We start from the raw sequence: 20,872 nt of genomic DNA on the forward strand, positions 1-20,872 counted from the left end.
TGGCACGATCCTGGCTATGGGATCACTATGAACAGGATCGCACATATGAAATCACAAAACTTTGAGTTTCTCCGTCCAGGCAACGAGGTGCTGGCCAATCTAGGTGGCCTGGCCGAGGCTGTCTTGTTTATTGATCCCGGCAGTGCACTCACGCGGCTGCGTAGCTTTGCCGAGGAGCTAACAAAGTCCATTTATACGGAGGAGTCGCTCCCGCGGCTCCCCCAGGCCACGCTATACGAACTCGTTAAAGATGCAGTGTTTACCAACTGCGTTAGCAAATCGCTGGTCTATCAGATCAATTTCCTACGTATTCAGGGCAACGACACGGCTCATGGCGGGGAAGGGGATGTGCACAGCGCCAAGCTTGCACTCAAAACCGCTTACGAACTGGCCAAGTATATGGCTGTTAACTACTACGGGGCGGCCACAAATGAGATCTCTGACTTTGTTGAAGTTAAAGATCCGTTCGCTGCGGTAAGCCAGCTACAAAGGTCTGTTTCCAGCTACGAAAAGGAGTTGCAGGCGCAGCAAGAAGAGCTCCAGCGGGTGCTGGAAAAGCTTGAACAGGAACGTATTCGTAACCTAAGCGCGCTGACGGCTCCGTCTGAACCTGATCAGCACAAGCGCCAGCAGAAAAGCCAGCAGGTTGCCAACAGCCTTCAGTGGAGTGAGGCCAAGACACGCGCGCTGCTGATCGACGCCATGCTCTTGCAGGCTGGATGGGATATCAACGATAAGGCTCAGGTAGGCCAGGAAGTCGAAGTAACATTTCCGGATAACGTGTCGGGTAAGGGCTACGCCGACTACGTGCTGTGGGGCAGCAACGGTGAGCCCTTGGCCGTGGTTGAAGCCAAAAAGTCTGGAAACGTCAGCTTGCAGGCCGGCCGCGAGCAGGCACGCCTCTATGCAGACGGCTTTGAACAGATGGGCCACCAACGGCCAGTCATCTTTTACACCAACGGCTATGAAACCTTTATCTGGGACGATAAACAGTACAATACCTATCGCCCTGTCTATGGCTTTTACAGCAAAGATAGCCTGGAGTACCTGATCTACCAGCGAAAATACCGCCAGGCTGAACTGGAGCGGTTTAACCCGGACCTGGGGATTGCCGATCGTGCCTATCAGATTGAGGCAATCAAGACGGTTGCTAAGCATTTTCAAGATCAACGCCGAAAAGCATTGATAATCCAAGCCACCGGCACAGGCAAGACCCGCGTGGCTATTGCGCTGGCCGAGCTCCTGCTTAGAACAGGATGGGCCAAACGCGTGCTGTTCCTGTGCGACCGCAAGGAGCTGCGTATCCAGGCCGATGAGGCGTTTAAGCAAAACCTGCCCAGTGAGCCGCGCTGCGTGATTGGCGAAACCAACAAGATTGATCAAACAGCGCGGGTCTACATTGCTACCTATCCGGGTATGCTAAATCGGTTTGCGCAACTGGACGTAGGCTTTTTCGATCTGATTATTGCGGATGAAAGCCATCGCAGTATTTACAACAAGTACCGCGATCTATTCGACTACTTTGATGCCCTGCAGGTAGGTCTTACCGCCACGCCGGTCAAGTTTATCAGCCGTAACACCTTTGATATTTTTGATTGCGAAGCCACAGACCCTACGTTCGAATTTGGCCTGGACGCGGCCATCAATAATGAGCCGCCCTACCTGGTGCCATTTCGCGTCAAAGACCTCACCACTGAGTTTCTGCGTGAGGGTATCCACTATAAAGACCTGTCAGATGAGCAGAAGCGTCAGCTAGAGGAGGACCTAGGTGAGGAGGAGGCCAAGCGCACGACCATTGCCGGCAAGGACATTGGCCGACGTATCTTTAGCGAAAGCACCGACCAGATCATCCTGGAAAACCTGATCGATAACGGGATCAAAGATGAGACCGGTACGTTGGTTGGCAAAACCATCATCTTTGCGCAGCGTCAGGATCATGCCGAGCACCTGGAAAAGATGTTTTGCAAGCTCTATCCGCAATATGGGGCCAAGGTGTGCAAGGTCATTCACAACAAAGTCCCGCATGTGGACAGCCTTATCAAAGAGTTCAAAAAGCCCGACAACGACTTTCGGATCGCAATTTCGGTCGACATGCTTGACACTGGCATTGATGTGCCTGAGGTCGTGAACCTGGTATTTGCCAAGTCAGTAAAGTCGTGGGTGAAGTTCTGGCAGATGATTGGGCGAGGCACGCGTTTGCGTCCGCATCTCTTTGGAGCGGACAAACACAAGACCGAATTTCTGATCTTTGACCACTACAGCAACTTCACCTTTTTTAATGAGGAGTACCAGGAGGCCGAAGAGTCCACCAGTAAGTCGCTGCTGCAGACCACTTTTGAAGCGCGGCTGGAACTGGCTAAGGCCGCGCTCCAGCATAACCACGCGGCAGCGTTTGACACCGCTACAGAACTGTTGCGCGCCGACGTTAGCGACCTGCCGGAAAAGAGCATTGCGGTCAGACGTGAGCTGCGCATTGTGCATCAGCTACAGCAGACCGACCTTTTGAAAAAGCTGGATGCCAACACCCAGCATCTCTTGGCCAATACCATTGCCCCGTTGATGTCGGCGCGTGTGCTTCACGACAAGCATGCGACCATGCTCGACAGGTTGATTGCAGGCATTGAGCGCAGCCTGGTGGAAAAGTCCAGCTCGTTTGATGATGGGAAAACACTGCTGCTCGCTGAGCTGGACCGGCTAGCCATCAATATCCAGGCAGTACGCCTAAAGGACAAGGTGATTGCCGAGGTACGCAGCGCTGACTTCTGGGATAATCCCAGTATCGAAAAGCTGGAATACGCCCGTAAGGAGCTGCGAGGCATCATGAAGTATCGCCAGGCCGGAATGGGAGGCGGCGCCTTTGCCATGCCCACTACCAAAACGGGCGATACGGGGGTAGAAGTTGTCGAGCGCAAGATTAAAATTGCCGGAGCTAACGAGGCGATGGCCTACCGGCGCCGCCTTAAGGAAATTCTTGAGGCCATGCTGGCCGCCAACCCCACCCTGCAAAAGATTCATAAAGGCGAGCCCATTGCTGGGGTTGAGTTGGAAACCCTGACCTCTACCATTCTGACCAGCCATCCAGGCGTACGGCTAGACATCCTTAATGAATTCTATGGCCGTACAGCGGACCAGCTGCACCTCACCGTGCGTGAGATTATTGGTGTCGAGCCCCAGGCGGTTGAAAAGCACTTTACCCAGTTCTTGCACGCGCATCCGACCCTAACGGCCAAGCAGGTTCGCTTTATGAACCTACTCAAAAACTATATCGCTCAACACGGCACAATCGTGATTGACACCCTGTACGAGGCACCCTTTACCAGTGTGTCCCATGAGGGGGTCGATGGCGTGTTTACCCCGGACAACGTGGATGAGCTGGTGGCTGTACTTAGGCCATTTATTCGTCCTGACCGCCAGCCAGGCTCCAATGCGTGACCTGGCGGCTAATCTTAACTTTTAAGCAGTACTGAGAGACCTCATGCTCACTGGCACGATTCGTAACGACATTGACAAACTGTGGGAAAAATTCTGGACGGGCGGAATTACCAACCCCCTGACCGTGATTGAGCAGATCAGCTACCTCATGTTTGCCCGCATGCTTGATATGCAAGAAGAGGTAGCTGAGCGTAAAGCCAAGCGTACCGGCAAAAAAGTTGACCGGCTTTTTCCCGATACGCCAGAGGGGCAGCTGCTGCGCTGGAAGAACTTCAAGAACCTGAGCGGTAGAGAGCTCCATGGCCATCTTAAGCAAAAGGTCTATCCCTATTTTGCCAGACTGGGCCAGCAATCTGACCAGGTGGACGGCCTAGGCGAAGAGGGCAGTGCGCTAGAGGCCCTGGGCCATATTGGCGAGTACATGCAAGACGCCGATCTTGAAATTAAGAACGAGTCTGTTCTGGTTTCCGCTGTAGCCATGGTGGACGGGCTGCCCCTGACCCAGAGCGACGTGAAGGGCGATATCTACGAATACCTGCTAAGCAAGCTCACCACTGCCGGCATCAACGGCCAGTTCCGTACACCGCGCCACATCATCGACGCCATGATCGAGCTGATCGCCCCGCAGCCGAACGAGGTGATCTGTGACCCTTCGTGCGGCACGGCGGGCTTTCTTGCGCGCACTATGGAATACCTCAACCGCGTATACTCCAGCCCGGATGGCACCTTTACCGACGAAGACGGCAACCTGCATTACTCAGGCGACCTGCTGGAGCCCTACCGCGAGCACATCAACAAGCACATGTTCTGGGGATTCGATTTTGACACCACCATGCTGCGCGTCTCCAGCATGAACATGATGCTCCATGGGGTGAACGGCGCGAACATCCGCTACCAGGACTCCCTGAGTAAATCCATCAAGGAGCACTACCCGCGTCAGGAACAGGACTTCTTTGACGTGATACTGGCTAACCCGCCGTTCAAAGGCAGCCTGGACGAAACCAACACCAACCCCGACGTGCTCGGCCTGGTGAAAACCAAGAAGACCGAGTTGCTGTTTGTAGCCCATATCCTGCGATCGCTCAAGCTCGGTGGTCGCGCCGCCGTGATCGTGCCGGACGGCGTGCTGTTCGGCTCCAGCAAGGCCCACCAGCAACTACGCGGGGAGCTACTGGAAAACAACCAGCTCGAAGGCATTGTTAGCCTGCCCAGTGGCGTGTTCAAACCCTACGCCGGCGTCAGCACCGCCATCCTCATCTTTACCAAGGGCGGCACCACCGAGCGCGTATGGTTCTATGATCTGCAAGCCGACGGCTACTCGCTGGACGACAAACGCACCGAGCTGAAAGGTGAGGGCAGTAACGACCTGCCCGACGCCATCGCCCAGTGGCACAAATACCGGCAGATGGTGGAAAACAACGTCAGCGCCAACACCATCAATACCCTGTTCGGCGACAAGCGCAAGAAGTCCTTTGTCGTGCCGGCCGAAGACATCGCTGCCAACAAATACGACCTCTCCATCAACCGCTACAAGGAAGTGGAGTACCAGCAGGAGCAGTACGAGGACCCGAAGGTGATTCTGCGACGGCTCAAAGGGCTGGAGCAGGAGATCTTGGCGGATCTGGATGAGCTGGAGGGGATGCTGTGAGTTGGCCGATGGTTAAATTAGGCGATGTTGCGCCTGCAAAGGCGAACAAACATGCCTTTTCCACAAGTGACGAGGTATGGACACTAAATCTGGATCAGGTAGAGGCAGACACAGGCAATGTTCTGGAAAAAATCATTGCGCCTGTTTCAGAAGCTGGTAGCTCCACACATGGCTTTGATGAACGACATGTTCTTTATTCCAAGCTTCGTCCATATCTGAATAAAGTAGTCCTTCCTGACGAGAGGGGGGTGGCAACTACTGAATTGGTGCCGATGCTTCCAGATCCTCAGCGACTTGATCGTAAATATCTAGCCTACTATTTACGTTCAAAAAGCTTTGTCGATTGGGTGAGCTCCCAGGTGGCCGGTGCAAAAATGCCGCGAGTGTCCATGCAACTGTTTTGGCAGCATGAAATCCCTCTCCCAACCCTACCCGAACAAAAGCGCATCGCCGCCATCCTAGACAAGGCCGACGCCATCCGCCGTAAACGCCAGCAAGCCATCCAGCTCGCCGACGACTTTCTCCGCGCTGTGTTTCTGGACATGTTCGGCGACCCGGTGACCAATCCGAAGGGGTGGGAGGTTAAGACTCTTGCGTCGATCACGAAGGATTGGAAAGGTGGAGCGTCAATAAAACCTGATGATTTTACTGATAGTGGTTTTCCAGTGCTTCATAAGGGGGCAATTCATCAGCAGGGAAAAATAGTTCTAGACGAGTCAAAGAAGACCTTCGTGTCGAATGAATTTGCTGAAGCGAAAAAAGGCTCCCTTGTTGGCAGAGGTTGTGTTGCTATCACATTAAGGGATCTGGTGCCATCTGGCCCCAGTATCGGTTTGATGGCTGATTTGTCTGATTATGAGACGGATACATATCTGCTTTCGCAAGGTGCATATGGGTTTTCTGTAAAACTCGAAGAGCTACATGCTGGATACTTGGTTGCACTTTCTAACCATGATGGTTTTCGGCAGGAGTTTAAAAAGATTTCCGTTGGTAGTACACAGATTCATATTAGAAGTTCTGATTTGAAGGAGCTTGCTTTTCCATTACCTCCAGTTGAGCTTCAGCTCAAATACAGCGTCATCAGACGTGCCGTGATCGATTTTCAGAAAAAAGCAGCTGCTGGAGCAGAAGAAGAGTTGTTTCTTTCACTCAGTCAAAAAGCCTTCTCCGGCCAGCTATAGATAAGGAAATCCTCATGCGCCTCAAGTCCGTCAAGCTCACCCATTTCCGCGGCTACAGCGCCACCACCGGCGTTCCCATCGACGAAGCCATGACTGGCAATTGCCGCTGACGGGAGACGGTTTAACGGCCTAGCTGCGAACTGCAACCTTTATCGATTATGTAGTACGGAAAGGGATCTATGTATGAGCAATAACGAAAATCGGCCTTTAATTAGAAGGCATATCCCGCTGGAAGAATTGCTGCAGCTAGCGACACCGGATGAGCTGGTAGCGATTACCGAAATTCTGCTGGATAAGACAAACGATCGCCTGCTAGGTGATGACGCTGCGAGGAAGAGCCTAGCCCGCAGCCATGCGCAAGGAGAGCTGTACAAGGCGGTCAACGAAATCGCTTACGAGATTCGTGCGCTGGGCAGTGTCAGTCTTGCCAGCTTGCTGCGTCGAGGCGAGCCAGTCAGTTACGACGAGGTTGTTCGGGATGTTGCCGATGAACTGAAGGTCAAATTCGGCAAGTCTGATACCACCTCAGGCATTGAGGAAAAAGTTCTTGAAATGCTGGTTAAAAAACTGGCAGAGCAGGATGAGTCTGAAAGTCAAACAGCCAGTGGATCATGGTTTGGCCGGGCGCGGCTTAACACCTCATTCACCTCTTTGCTCGGGCCACTAGGAAAGCTGGGTTTAGGCGCTGCCGGGGGCAGCCTGCTTACTGGTGCGCTGAGTACAGTTGCTGCAGCCGGCATGTTGACAGCACTCCCGCTTACGGCGGTTGGTGCTGTCACTGCAGGTGTTTTGGCACTGAAAAATAAATCTCGGCCAGAACTAGAAGGGCTGACCACGATTGTCGTCCATATTGCGCGTATCCGCGCTGCTGTTGTTGCTGCCGATCATGACGATTTTGAATCCAGGTTGAGGGCATGTTTATGAGCGCTGAAATTCTTGCCAGGACCCTTAGCTCCGCGCCGGAGATTGTTGAGGGTATTCGCTCTGGGCTTTATCAGGTATGGGGGGGCGTTGTTAGGTATGCCGCAGGCCATCCCAAGGGCGGACAGATAGTTGCCCATTTGCAGTTTCCAAGTAACGCCGAGCAAGCATCAGAGCAGATTGCCCGCCTTCAGGAGGCGCTGGGTGGCGCGCAGGAGTCCTTGGGAGTGCTGCAAAACCTGCAGTACGCGAATGTGGCGCTGTCCGGATTGAATTTGGCTGTTTCGGTTGCCGGCTTTGCGATTGTTTGTAAAAAGCTCAATGGCATTTCCGAGCAGTTGACTCAACAGTCGGAAAAGCTCGATATGCTGATCGAGATGGCTCGTGATGCCAAGGCACGGGAAGAGATGCGTGACAACGCAAGCTTCAGCTCTGTGCTTTGGACGGTCCAGCAGTCTGGCGAGCAGGGCGACCTGCAAGGGCTCAGGAGTCAGGTTCGAGAGATCCGAGACCAGTATGAGATAACCAAACTGACATTGAACCGGGCGGCGGCAGGTGCCACTGGCAAAGACTTCGTTGCATCCCTCAGTGTGCTGCAAAGCCTGCAGCAACGCATGATGTATCTCGGTTTCCTACAGGCATATGTACAGCAGCGTACGGCGGGTGAGAAGTACGCCATTAGGGTGCTGCAAGAGTTGCAAGCGGATTGGCTGCAGATGAATACGGTTATTATCAAATCCATTGCTGCTAATCAGGAGTGGATCGAGCAGCTAACGCAAGAAGCGGGTGACAACATCATTTCCTTTCTTGAGTATCGTAAGACAGCAGCCCCAGCCATCGAATACCAGACCAGTATGCTGGAGTTTACGGCCAGCTATCCTCAGGCTGTTGCATTACTCAATGAGGATGTCTCGGAAATTCGTTTCCTGGCTGCATGATGAATGCATTGTAGCGCGGCGAGAGTACACGGAAGAGTTTGATATGGCATTGGATCTGAGTAACACCTTGGTAGTAGGCATCTCGGCCACCGCTCTGTTCGACATGAGCAAGTCCGATCTGATGTTCAAGGCAGCATTGGAAGCTGATCCTGAAAGCGTGATCGATAACTACCGCCGCTATATGCAGGAGCATGAGGACGAGCCGTTGAAGCCCGGTACTGGTTATCACTTGGTCAAAGCGCTGCTCGGCCTCAACCGGCATATGAAAAGCAGCGACGTATCCCCGTTGGTCGAGGTGGTGGTGATGTCGCGCAACAGCCCGGATACTGGCATCCGTGTGCTCAAGACCATTCGCCGTGACCAGCTGGCGATCACCCGCTCGGCTTTTACTGGCGGCGAGTCGGTGGCCGACTACATGGATGCCTTCGATGTAGACCTGTTCCTCACTACCAATGTGGAGGATGCACAGAGGGTCATCGACTCCCGCCAATGTGCTGCGGCGATCCTCAAGGCGCCGCCGGCTAACGCTCCGCAAATCCCCGAAGGCCAGGTTCGCATCGCCTTTGATGGGGACGCCGTGCTGTTCTCCGACGCCAGCGAGCTGGTCTACAAGACCCAAGGTCTGGAAGCTTTTCTGGCGCAGGAAGATGCCCTTCAACATACCCCTATGGAAGAGGGGCCCTACGCCAGCCTACTGAAAAAACTGGCCAAGCTGCAGGATCGCCTCCCTATGGGTGGTAAAGATTCACCGATCAGAATTGCCATCGTCACCGCCCGAAATTCCCCATCGGAAATGCGCGTCATTAACACGTTACGTGCGTGGGGCGTGTACGTTGACGAGGCTTTTTTCCTCGGCGGCGTCGGTAAACCCAAGGTGCTCAGCGCCTTCAATCCGCACATCTTTTTTGATGATCAGGATGTGCATCTTGAAGCCGCAGCTACTTTGGTGCCGTCCGGAAAGGTGCCTTATTTGAGCGGTTCTGCGCTTGGCAGTTTGAGGCCTGCATCAGCTCAAGTTTCGCCAGCATTGGCCGCTAGCTGAAGGTACAAAAGTCATTTGCAGCCATCACTCCAAGGTGCCTTGAAGTCGATTGAGCGGGCGGCGGTCGAGCAGATGGTTAGGATAATTCGCTATGGCGTTGGCGAGGGCGGCTGGAATTCTTCGCTGACTGTTTGACTGCTACCAGCTTTCACATTGTAAAAGTATTCCCAACAAGGATGTTGTCTATGTCGTCCCAAAAGTACTCTGTCAACCAGCATCTGATTGAAACCCTGTTGAGCTGGGTAAAGTCTGGCGAGATCGCCATTCCGGAAATTCAACGACCCTTCGTCTGGGACGCCACTAAAGTACGCGATCTAATGGACAGCCTGTACCAGGGTTTCCCGGTGGGCTACATCATCGCCTGGCGCAACCCAACCGTGAGGCTGAAGGACGGCTCGCTTGCAGAAGGTAAGAAGGTACTGATTGATGGTCAGCAGCGTGTAACCGCTTTAACGGCAGCCATCGCAGGGCAACAGGTAATCAATAAGGATTACCAGCAAATACGCATCCGCATCGCCTTTAACCCAATGGAAGAGCGCTTTGAGGTAAGTAACCCTGCTATAGAAAAAGACAAAGCTTGGTTTGCCGATATCGCACCAATAGTCAGTGGTGAGCTTAAAGCTCATAAGGTTGCAAAGGATTATCTGCTGGCGAATCCTGACGTCAATGAGGATCTGGTTTACGAGCGGCTGGATAAATTGTGCGATATCACCAAGAAGCAGATCGGTCTGATTGAGCTGGCAGCGGATCTGGATATCGAGACGGTGACCGAGATATTTATTCGCATCAACTCAAAGGGCGTGGTGCTGAGTCAGGCGGACTTCGCCATGTCAAAAATTGCTGCTAACGAAGAGTTTAAGGGCAATACCCTGCGCAAGGCCATCGACTACTTCTGTCACCTGTCCATTGCACCAGAGTTCTATGCGCATATCGAAAACAACGACAAAGCCTTTGTGCAGACCGACTATTTCAAGGCCATGCGCTGGCTACGTAACGAAAATGATGACCTCTACGATCCGAGTTATTCAGATATGTTGCGAGTAGCCTTCACAACCCAGTTTAACCGTGGACGGTTGGCGGATTTGGTTGGACTGCTATCAGGCCGTAACTTTGAAACCCGCACCTATGAAAAGCACATAGAAGAGGTGTCTTTCAAGACTCTTTCTGAGGGCGTGCTGGAGTTCATTAATGAAACTCACTTCCAGCGCTTCCTGATGATTATTCGCTCGGCAGGGTTTGTAGACAGATCCATGATTGGGTCGATTAACGCACTCAACTTTGCCTATGTGCTGTACCTCAAGCTTAAGCGTGACTTAGGCAACAACCCTAGTATTGAGAGCTGGGTTCGCCGCTGGTTCGTAATGTCGCTGCTCACCGGACGCTACTCTGGATCGCCTGAGTCGCGCTTTGATAGAGATATCAAGTCTGTACATGAGCGTGACATCCATGAGGTGTTGGATGAGATCGAGGCAGCAGAAATGTCAGATGCGTTTTGGGATTTTGGCTTGCCTCAGTCGTTAACCACCTCATCCATCAACGCTCCGGCTATCAAGGTATTCTGGGCAGCGCAGGCCAATCAGGGGAATAGGGGCTTTTTGTCCAAGGATATTACCGTACTGGACATGCTGACCCATCACGGTGATATCCACCATATTTTTCCACAGAACTTTCTAAAGCAGCACGGGCTTGCGAAAAGCAAATACAACCAGGTAGCCAATTACGTATACGTACAGCAGGAAATCAACATCAAGATCAGTGATACGGCACCAGTTACCTACATGTCAAAGGTTCTTGAGCAGTGCACAACGGGCATACCGTATTTTGGCGCGATGACCTCCCTAGAAGCACTGAAAACTAACCTATTAGACAACTGCCTACCAGAGCAGATTGAAGCCTATGAGATTGATGCCTTTGAAGACTTTCTGGTCGAGCGGCGTAAAAAGATGGCCCAAAAAATAAAGCATTATTACAAGTCCCTGTAAGGGTGCTCTTCGCCTAAAGAGCAAGCAGGCAACCTAAGACTAAACTATAGCCAGGCTGTTTCATTAGAACATGGGATAAATAATATTACCCAAAGGTAAGCTCTCTTACGCAACGAAACGCCAAAGTGTATCGAATATAGTTAAATTATTGAATTTAAGAGATATTAAGGTTTGGCACGCAACATGCTTAACCAATGATAAACAGACGCTTGTAAGGAAGCTATAGGGATGTTGGTTAAAAAGCGATTAAGTCCACCTCCTCAACAGTGTCCACCGTTTATCTCAACTCTGGTAATTACCTACCGCTAGCCCCAACTACCGGCCTACTGCCGTTTTGTCCTGTAGTCTGGTTCGCCAGGCTAGCAGACGTCCAAGATTAGAGGGATCTGATTTGTTAAAGTCGAGTGGATCTTCCGTTTTTAAATGCGCAGCCTGGCTCAATTCCTTTCTGCAACGTCGTGGTTTACAGACTGCTGATGGGCGTGGCCTCTATGAGTATCACTGCAGCTACGCCGAGTACCTTGACCTTAAACAGGTATTAAAGGCTGCCGCGGGCTCTAATGGGAGCGTTAGGGATCTGGCTGCATGCGCCTGTCTCGTGCTCTTTGGCTCTGAGTGGTATCGCCGTGAATACCAGAGCAGTTGCGGATGGAGCTGGGAACCTATCTGGACTGCGCTAGAGTTTAGGCTATCCGCGGCGGAGTTAAGCACGGCCATCCCCAAAGGGCTAGAAGGCTACTGGAAGCGGCCTATCCATTCGTTTATAGAGTCTGAGCGCCGAGATTTTCTAGGCTCCTTGTTTAGCGAAGGCGGGCTCCCATTCCAGGTGTTACGAGAGGAGGGCAGCCGCTTCCAAGTCCTCTTTGATCGAATTCTAAAGCATTACGATCAGTGCCATTTGATGGGCTTTACTACTCTGCAACAGGCGCGGCAGCACCTTGAGAAAACCACGCTACCCCAAGCATTCTCTTCGCCTACGTCTGTAGAACTGATTGCTCATATGACCGATCAGCTGGTTGCGCTGGTACGCGACTATACGCTGACCGAGACCAATGAGCCGGTTGCGCGGTTGGATGCTATGAATCCCAAGTGGCGAGAGCTGTTTCCACTGCCGCTCGACAACCAGACCGGAAATGAACTGCTAAACGGGCTCTTGAAAACCGCAACGGAAGAAGGCAAAAAACAGCGTAAACCGGCTAATGGCTGGGCTTGCAGACACTTCTGGGACGAAGGCCTGCCGGATGTTTTAAAGGTGCAACTCTCAATGCCTGCCGAGGTGGCGTTTCGACTAGAGGTGCCTGCGTCTACCACACGGTTTGAGCTCGAGATCTTTGAGGGCGAAAAAGCCATTGCCTCAATAGGTTCTGGCTATGCCACCGTCGATAATGGTTTGGCTCGTATAAGGCTTCGTCAGCGGGAGGTCATAGCGCGCCGGCAGGACTGTACTGCCCAACTGCACCTGGTGGCGCTGGCGGGTGGATTGGTGATGGCAAGTCTGCCTATTGAGGCAAGCTCTGTCGCGCTAGGAGACGCACCATTGGGGTTTGAGCAGGGAGATGGACGCTGGCAGCTCTGCGGCCAGGCCTCATTTACAACTGCCAAGGCTGACCTCATGTTAGTGATGCCCCAGGGAGCCTCCATTAGCGTAGTCGAGGGCACCGGTGAAGCTTCCATAGCCGAAGCCTCAGCCATCTGTGGGCTGCCAACAGTAAGAGCCCAAGGGCGAGCCCAGCTGCAGGTCCAATGTGAGGAGTCCTATCGCATACGTCTTGGTCATACCGCAGGTTCTGGTCTGGATCTTGAGCTAACCGGGTCCCTGCTGTACTGGCCTACAAGGCCTGCTTTAAGCTTTATTGGCCTGCCAAGAGTACGTTGGCCCGCAGGCTCGGGCGAGCAGCAACAGCAGGGAAGCGAGCTATACATTGCGGGAAAAAAACCAGGCAGCGGTATATTGCAAGACATGCTTGGCGCCCATTATGTGTCGGTCCGCAATCACGCCGGTGACACCTTGCTGCGTCGCAAAGCTGGTATTCTACCGGCCGATTTTCGCCTTGAATTACGAAGCGGTGAAGCCCCTGGGCAGGGCAGCGTCTTGATCTATACGCAGCAAAACTGCTTGTTTCAAATAGACGATGCCTCTGTGCAGGTCAAGAAATTCAAGCATAGCGATCATACCGAACTCAAACTGTCAGCCGGTGCCTTTCCACCTGTAAAGGTGCGGTTGCTGGTCACACCTAGCCTGCTGGCCGATCCCGTGGAGATCGAGCTGCCATTTCCTAATGCAGGTTTTCTCGCTATAGGCGCCTCTGGCAAACCCTTGAAGCGTAACTTCTGCATTGAGGAGCTACTGGGCGCCCGATTGTATTTGTTTGGTCGGGGCGGAGTACCTACGCGCTACGGCTTGGAACTAGCGCTTAAAGGTAACACTGCACGAAATGCCCGTTACACCTGGTCCTATACCGCGTCTGATAAGCCGCTTGAGATAAGTTTGTTCAACCTCAAAGAGCAAATTATCGATCTTTTGTCGCTGCACTCAGGGATCGACCAAGCCGTTGAACTCAGGATTTTTGGTAGTGGTTATGATGAGTGCTTTCGCATACGCAACTATTCAACCGATATGCGCTTGGATCGGGAGCGCCAGGTGGTGTACTCCTCAACCCTAAATGACAGTGGTGTGGCGCTGCCTGAACCTGAATTGATGCTGTTACATGATCCGTTTCGCAGCTCAGTTTCCTTGCGCTCACGCACAAGTGAAGGCGTGCCCACGGGCGAATTTGAGCTGCCTGCGCTCATTGAGCGCGATGGACCCTGGCTGATGGTGCCAAAGGCGGGTTCATCAGTAGCCTTCCGTCCCTTGTTTATCGCAGGAGGGTGGGAGCCCGTATCCGCTTTCGACGACGTCCAAAGCCTGCAAAAAGCGGTGCTCACGTTCGACCATACCGCTGTGGTCAGCTCGTTTACACCTGTGCTAAACGCCATGGCCATTAATCCAATGCACAGCGGTTGGCAGTTTTTGCGCGCGCTGTATGAGGGCTATGGTTATCTGCCTCTGGCGACCTTTGAAGTCTGGAAAGCGCTAGTGTCCAACACGCGAGCCCTTGCCATGGCGCTGTTCAAGTTTGAAATGAACACGGTTTTTTTAGGACGCCTTGAGGCGGAATTTCCTTTGTTATGGGAGTGTTTGCCGGTAAAGGACATTAAACAAGCCGCTAGCCGCTTTGCCGACGTGCTTGCTGAAAAAGGGGTTGATCCAAACGCAGTGAATAACTTGATGGACAACCTGCTCTCGCGGCTTGAGCAAATCTATCCCACGTATGGAAAAAATGTGCAGGGTTATCTGCTCAATCGCCCGGTCGGGCAAGACATTCAGATCCCTCCAGCCCTTTTTAGAAACATCGTGGTCGGCTGGTACCAAGAGCTTATCCGTGAGCGAAGTGAGGCAGAGTGGCCTAGCTTTGGTGGCCAGCCACTGGAGCGTTGGCATAACACGCAAGCGGACTCGGTACTCGCGTTTACGCCTGAAATGGACTTTCGTAAGGCCGTTGTCTACCTGCCAATCTTTGCCGCTGCAGTTGCCAGTGGTAGAGCTCGATTTGATGAGGTATTTGCGGATCATGCCGAGGCGATCTTTTTTCTGCGCCAGATCCGCGATTTTGACTCGAACTGGTTCAACTCGCTTTATCAATATTGCTTGCTGAACAATGTTATGAACCCGGATAAGGCGGTGCTGGTAAATGAGTAAGTATTTTTCCACGCTAGTAGACCAGGCGCTTTCACGTACGACCGAATCTACCCTAAGCATCTTAAGTATTACTCATCCGGGGCTGCGCCAGCACCTGACGGGTCTGATGCGTGCGGAGTGCGGAACAGAGGGCTCGTTTCTAGCACCGCCCTTGTTTGAACAAACCTTTGGTTGGGAGGAGTCAGCGCTGTCCATGACAGAGCTTGCCACCCACGAAAAGCTGCTCAGTCCAGAAATCGTCGCCTCGTTAGATGGCAAGGCTAACGGCCGCTATCGCTTTGGGGCTGATTGGAAACCCTTTACCCACCAGCTGGCGAGCTGGAGGGCGTTACTAGACAAGAAACGATCAGTTGTGGTGACCAGCGGTACCGGTTCAGGTAAGACTGAATGCTTTATGGTTCCGGTATTAGATGATCTCTACCGGGAGTATCATAAGGGCGGTAAAAAGCCCCTCGTAGGCGTGCGGGCATTGTTTCTCTATCCCCTCAACGCCTTGATCAACTCTCAGCGTGAGCGTTTATACGCGTGGACGCAAGGCTTTGGCTCAGGTATTCGCTACTGTCTTTACAACGGAAACACCGAAGAGCTAAGGGCAAAAGTGCGTAGCGAGCAAGCGCTAAAGCCTAATGAGATCCTGTCTCGTGAATTGATGCGAGAAGAGCCTGCTCCCATTTTGGTAACCAACGGTACAATGCTTGAGTACATGATGGTGCGTCAGGTCGATGCGCCTATTGTACGAATTTCCAAAGCACAAAAATCGCTGCGCTGGATCGTTTTGGACGAGGCTCACACCTATGTAGGCTCACAGGCGGCCGAGCTGGCCTTGCAACTCAGGCGAGTGATGACCGCTTTTGGGGTTACACCTCAAGAGGTTCGATTTGTTGCAACCTCAGCCACCATTGCGGGCGCCGAGGCAGCGGAGCAGCTCAAGCAATTCTTGTCTGATCTCTCGGGGGTACCGGTCACGCAGATTGATGTCTTAGGCGGCCAGCGCATCGTTCCTACCCTTGCCCCCTGCCAGCAGACGCCTGTCTCGCTTGAGGTACTGGAGGCGATGTCTGAAGCAGACGGAGCTGACTCTGACATCCATGCTAAACGCTATGAGGCGCTTGTGCACTCGCCACAGGCTCGCACGCTACGCGACCTGTTGGTAAACACCGGCAAACCGCTAAAGCTAACTGAAATAACCCACCAAATGAACCAGCGCACCGACGGGTCGCTGACCCAGGGTGATGTGTTGCGTTGGCTGGATCTGTGTTCAGGTACCCGGCCGTCCGCTAAAGATGCCGCTTTTCTTAAGCTTCGTGCACACTTCTTTCAGCGTACTACTCATGGGCTCTGGGCATGCTTTGACAAATACTGCTCAGCCAAACGAGAAACGACACTAACGGAAAACTGGCCTTTTGGTTATGTTTACGTAAGCCAGCGGCAGACCTGTACCTGTGGAAGTCCGGTGTTTGAACTGGCTTTTTGTAACGACTGCAATGAGCCTCATCTCCTAGCCCGGGACAAGAGCGGCAAACTCATCCAGTGGGAGAGCTCCGGTGGCGATGAGTTCTCGCTACAAGCTGAAATACCTGGAGAAGAGGACACCTCTTCAAACGATAGCGCTTCGCTTCCTATCAAAACTCCTCTGGTTATTGCGTCAGCCGACAACGCCGGAGACGCTTACGTCAGCGCTGACTTTGACAAGATGACAGGGGTAGCCTCTGGCGTTTCCCCTACGCTTGTGCGCTTGGCGGTTAATAACACTGAGGCGCAGTGCAGTAATCATCATTGTCGATTCAGTGGCTATGCGGAGAGCTTTCCCTTTCGCCGCGCTATGTTGGGCGGACCGTTCTATGTAGCCAACGCCGTACCTACGGTTCTTGAGTACTGCCAGGATTATCAGGACGATGAGTCCGCATCCGACTACGGGCCGCAATCGCTGCCGGGACGGGGGCGAAGGCTCATTACGTTTACCGATAGCCGCCAGGGCACAGCACGCATGGCCGTTCGGATGCAGCAAGAGGCTGAACGTAGTCGATTGCGCGGTCTGGTGGTAGAAATTCTAAGCTGGAATCAGCGCAGCCAAGGTAATAATCAATTGATTGGCGCCAGTATGAGCGCTGAGCAACGCGAAAAGCTTGAAAAAATTATAGCGATAGAAAAAAACACCTTAGCCGGCTACCGTGATATTGGCATGTCTGCTCAGTTTATTACCGACGCTGAAGCAAAGATAGCAGCGCTAGAAGGTCAGCTGTCTGTCTCTAGCGGCAAAAAAGCTAACCCTACCTTGGTCTCCCTACCATGGCCTGATCTGGCGAACGAACTTAAACAAAAGGCAGATCTTAAGGGCTCAATGCTGCTCTATAACCAGTATCAAAAGCCTGAAATTTTCAAAGAAACCGATGGCCCTTACAAGCTAGCTGAAATGCTGCTGTTTCGCGAGTTTATGCGCCGTCCTAAGCGGCAGAATAGCCTAGAAACACAAGGGCTTGTAAAGGTCGGCTATGTGGGCCTGGATAAAATCCACGAAACGCCTACTTATTGGGAAGAAAAGGGGCTAACCCTCAAGGACTGGCTGGACTTCTTAAAGGTTGCGCTGGATTTCTACGTGCGCGAGAACAGCTTTATCCAGATTGATGAGGGCTGGCTCCAGTGGATTGGCAGTAGGTTTTCAGCCAAAACCTTACGTAATCCAGAGTCAAAAGAGTCCGACGAGATCCGGGTTAAGCGTTGGCCGCAGATTCGAGGCGGTAATTACTCGCAGCGGCTAATCAAGCTGTTGCTGATGGCAGCCGATCTAAACCCTAGGAATCCCTCTGATGTTGATAGAGTTAACAGCTGGTTAAAGGCCGCTTGGAAGCAGCTGACCAAACCCGGCGCCACGCTAAAGTCTGACGAAAACCGCTATTACCTGCCCAGGGAACATATAGAGTTCTCCTTAGTGCACAAGGCGTTTATCTGTCCTATTACTAATAAGTTGCTAGATACTACGTTTAAGGGATTTACGCCCTATCTACCCACGCATCTCAACTTTGATCGGATCAGCAATGAGCAGCGGGAGAGCTTTGTCGCTCAACCTGTCGAATTACCAAGCGTCTGGGAATTCGATCGCTCCCAAGAGGACTATCTACCTGGTCTAGCCTTAATCCGAGAGGAGGTAAGACAAAATGCTCAGGTAAAAGAGCTGCGGTCGAGAAACCTCTGGACGGACATCAACGACAGAGCGGTAGAAGGAGGGTTCTATTACCGGACTGCTGAGCACTCTGCGCAGCAGTCGTCTGAGCGGCTTGGCTCCTATGAAGGCATGTTCAAGAAAGGGCAAATTAACGTATTAAACTGCTCTACCACCATGGAGATGGGAGTAGATATCGGCGGTATCTCAGCTGTTGTGATGAATAACGTTCCGCCGCATCCAGCCAACTACTTACAGCGCGCTGGCCGTGCGGGGCGAAGCAAAGAATCTCGAGCGCTCGCCTACACCCTGTGCAAACATAACCCCCACGACCAGCAAGTGTTTGCCAACCCCAGCTGGCCGTTTGAGACCAAGATACCGGCACCGGCAGTGGCTTTGAACTCTGAGCGGCTCGTGCAGCGCCATGTGAATTCGCTTCTTCTGGCCGATTTCTTGTGTAACGTTGTCGGCTCCACTCAGACAGAGAAAACCAATCTTAATACCCAGTGGTTTTATAGTGATGAGAGCGGACAGTCGCTATGCGCGCGTTTTTTAGAGCGGCTGGCGCGGGTCAAACTCGACATCGACGATGCACTTGAGCGCCTCGTTATAAGAACAGCGCTGGCAGGTCTTCCTGCTGAGAAGTTGCGTCGGCAGTCAATTGCCCAATTAAAGCCGCTGCAAGACCGCTGGTTGGATAGCTATCGCTACCTACTTGCTGAAGAAAAGCAGGCAAAGGCCCAAAGTCCGTACCTTAAGCGCATTCAGATCGAAAAGTCCCGTCACTGTAACGAGTATCTCCTACGTGACCTCTCCGCTCGAACGTTTTTACCCGGCTATGGCTTTCCTACAGATGTTGTCAATTTTGATAACTTTACAATCGAAGACTACCTTCGTGACCGGAATGCTGAAAGTCAGCTAAAGCGCGACCGCGAAGATAATGTGTCGCGCTATAAAGGGCTTCCCTCTCGAAATCTTTCCATTGCCATTCGTGAATATGCACCCGGTGCCGAGATTGTGTTGGATGGTCGTGTGTTCAAATCTGCTGGCGTCTCCCTGCACTGGCATAATGTGAATGCAAATACTAATGAAGCACAAAAAATGGACATTGCCTGGCGCTGCGATGTCTGCGGTGAGTTAGGGTATGAAGAAGGCCTGGTTAAGACGGGTGCGTTAACCTGCACCAATAATGACTGTCAGGCCATTATTAAGCCTGAAAATCGTCTAAGCGTTCTTCAGCCCTCGGGGTTTGTCACAGATGCCTATCAGACCGCCTCTAACAACATCCAGCACCAGAAGTTTATTCCTGTCGAAACGGCCTGGGTATTTGTTAACGCAGAGAAAAAGCCTCTACCCAATCCCAAGGTAGGCCTTATGGCTTACGGTACAAGCGGTCAGGTCTTTCACCATAGTGCTGGAGAGCATGGCGCAGGCTTCGCGCTTTGTATGAGCTGCGGACGTGCTGAGTCCATGCTACCGGAGGGCATATTCCCGCAGGGCTTGTCACCTGAGGGCACTCATTATCCGCCTAGACCTACTAAAGAAGATAAAGACCAGAACAACAAACGCTTGGCCTGCCAGGGCAGCGGTAGCCTTATGTCTAACGTAACGTTGGGCGCAACGGCGTTTACTGACGTGTTTGAGCTTACCTTGCACCACCCCTTGCGTGGTGAATACCTAGTAGATACCGAACAGGGGCGGACCATTGCGATGACGCTGGCTGTTGCCTTGCGCCTATCGCTGGCCTCAATCCTAGGTGTGTCAGCCTCCGAGCTTGGTTATGCGACGCGCCCGACCAAGCTTGCAAATGGGCAGTCTGTACGCGTGGTGCAGCTGTACGACATAATTAGCGGAGGGGCAGGCTTTGCAACCAGCGCGGCCCGCCATGTCGAGGAAGTGTTGAGAGGCATGGTTGAAAAGCTTGCCTGTGCTCACTGTGAGTCAGGCTGCAGCGAATGCCTCCTCGACTCTCAAACACGGCATGATCATGACAAGCTGGATCGACAGCTTGCGCTTGAGTGGCTGGGCAGGGACTTTGTCCACCATGTTGGCTTGGCAGACGAAGATAAGCTTTCGTTTACCGATGGCCGCTATGAGCCAGGCAGCCTTGAGGAGGCTTTGAGGCGGCTTATCAATGAGGGGGCCAAGAAACTCGTCTTGTTTACCTCCTCGGAGACAGCCGAATGGGACCTGGCTGCGCCGCAATTTCGTAAGGCACTGGTCAATTACGTATCTTTGGACGATGTAGAGGTCGTGCTTGTAATTCCGGAGGGCGACCTTGAGCCAGAAATCCGCCAGGATTTGCAGCGCTTAGCTGCTCTTGGCATAAAACTATGCTCTGCCAATGCTAAGCCAAACAGTGTAATTGCTGCCCAAGTGGTGCTTCCTAATGGCATTACTACACTAGGTACAGCTAGTACGACGGCAACTGTGCCCGGCAGCCGCTGGCATCAGAATGACCAGTTGGTGGTCCGCTCCCATTTGCAGCCGGCTATTAACCTGACGGCTGTTACCGTTCCTGCCACTATAGACGTCGTGTCTCAAGCAAATAATATTGCAGACATCCAGATACATGATGAACTCAACGGCCCATTTGTTGAGTTTGGCAAGCGGTTCTGGAGTCATCTATGCAAGGGAAATGAGCAACTAAGTAGCAGTGTTGATACAGGCATAATCTCGCGGCTCACGTATACGGATCGATATATTCAAAATCCGGCAGCAGTAGTGATCTTAGGGAAGGTCTGAAGTAGCCCTGTATTTCCGGTCGACTTCAGCCCTCGCTGCTTTTGAAAGCGGGCCGTCGATCAAAATCGACCAGGTAACCCG

The 20,872-nt window shown here is 52.6% G+C and carries 9 protein-coding genes; all 9 read left to right on the forward strand.

Annotated features, from left to right (window positions below):
- The first annotated feature begins 45 nt into the window (after nucleotides 1-45).
- Nucleotides 46-3,432 (forward strand): DEAD/DEAH box helicase family protein, encoded by a 3,387-nt coding sequence (locus HMPREF1487_RS23365; protein WP_010799244.1) that lies wholly within the window; start codon nucleotides 46-48, stop codon nucleotides 3,430-3,432.
- A 43-nt stretch (nucleotides 3,433-3,475) separates the two neighbouring features.
- On the forward strand, nucleotides 3,476-5,080 hold the full coding sequence (locus HMPREF1487_RS23370) for a type I restriction-modification system subunit M (RefSeq protein WP_010799245.1): 1,605 nt from the start codon (nucleotides 3,476-3,478) through the stop codon (nucleotides 5,078-5,080).
- Between the two features lie 8 nt (nucleotides 5,081-5,088).
- A complete protein-coding gene (locus tag HMPREF1487_RS23375; RefSeq protein ID WP_010799246.1) occupies nucleotides 5,089-6,261 on the forward strand; it encodes a restriction endonuclease subunit S in 1,173 nt (390 codons plus the stop codon).
- A 183-nt stretch (nucleotides 6,262-6,444) separates the two neighbouring features.
- Complete coding sequence (locus tag HMPREF1487_RS23380; RefSeq protein WP_010799248.1) at nucleotides 6,445-7,185, forward strand: hypothetical protein; 741 nt, start codon at nucleotides 6,445-6,447, stop codon at nucleotides 7,183-7,185.
- Nucleotides 7,182-8,120: a hypothetical protein gene (locus HMPREF1487_RS23385; protein WP_010799249.1), complete on the forward strand. Its 939-nt coding sequence runs from the start codon at nucleotides 7,182-7,184 to the stop codon at nucleotides 8,118-8,120. The genes HMPREF1487_RS23380 and HMPREF1487_RS23385 overlap by 4 nt, the downstream gene beginning before the upstream one ends.
- 43 nt (nucleotides 8,121-8,163) lie before the next feature.
- Nucleotides 8,164-9,162 (forward strand): 5'-nucleotidase, encoded by a 999-nt coding sequence (locus tag HMPREF1487_RS23390; protein WP_037031239.1) that lies wholly within the window; start codon nucleotides 8,164-8,166, stop codon nucleotides 9,160-9,162.
- 131 nt (nucleotides 9,163-9,293) lie between these two features.
- Complete coding sequence (locus HMPREF1487_RS23395) at nucleotides 9,294-11,144, forward strand: GmrSD restriction endonuclease domain-containing protein (protein ID WP_256205775.1); 1,851 nt, start codon at nucleotides 9,294-9,296, stop codon at nucleotides 11,142-11,144.
- Nucleotides 11,145-11,535: 391 nt separating this feature from the next.
- A complete protein-coding gene (locus tag HMPREF1487_RS23400; RefSeq protein WP_010799252.1) occupies nucleotides 11,536-14,886 on the forward strand; it encodes an STY4851/ECs_5259 family protein in 3,351 nt (1,116 codons plus the stop codon).
- Nucleotides 14,879-20,791 carry a DEAD/DEAH box helicase gene (locus tag HMPREF1487_RS23405; protein ID WP_010799253.1) on the forward strand — a complete coding sequence of 1,971 codons (5,913 nt, stop codon included), beginning with the start codon at nucleotides 14,879-14,881 and terminating at the stop codon, nucleotides 20,789-20,791. Before HMPREF1487_RS23400 ends, HMPREF1487_RS23405 begins: the two co-directional genes overlap by 8 nt.
- Nucleotides 20,792-20,872 lie beyond the last annotated feature (81 nt).

The organism is Pseudomonas sp. HPB0071, assembly GCF_000478505.2.
GTDB classification, from domain to species: Bacteria; Pseudomonadota; Gammaproteobacteria; order Pseudomonadales; family Pseudomonadaceae; genus Chryseomonas; species Chryseomonas luteola.

Coding starts and splice junctions, on each gene's coding strand:
- HMPREF1487_RS23370 (WP_010799245.1), top strand. CDS start 3,476: ATGCTCACTGGCACGATTCGTAACGACATTGACAAACTGTGGGAAAAA.
- HMPREF1487_RS23375 (WP_010799246.1), top strand. CDS start 5,089: ATGGTTAAATTAGGCGATGTTGCGCCTGCAAAGGCGAACAAACATGCC.
- HMPREF1487_RS23405 (WP_010799253.1), top strand. CDS start 14,879: ATGAGTAAGTATTTTTCCACGCTAGTAGACCAGGCGCTTTCACGTACG.
- HMPREF1487_RS23385 (WP_010799249.1), top strand. CDS start 7,182: ATGAGCGCTGAAATTCTTGCCAGGACCCTTAGCTCCGCGCCGGAGATT.
- HMPREF1487_RS23390 (WP_037031239.1), top strand. CDS start 8,164: ATGGCATTGGATCTGAGTAACACCTTGGTAGTAGGCATCTCGGCCACC.
- HMPREF1487_RS23380 (WP_010799248.1), top strand. CDS start 6,445: ATGAGCAATAACGAAAATCGGCCTTTAATTAGAAGGCATATCCCGCTG.
- HMPREF1487_RS23365 (WP_010799244.1), top strand. CDS start 46: ATGAAATCACAAAACTTTGAGTTTCTCCGTCCAGGCAACGAGGTGCTG.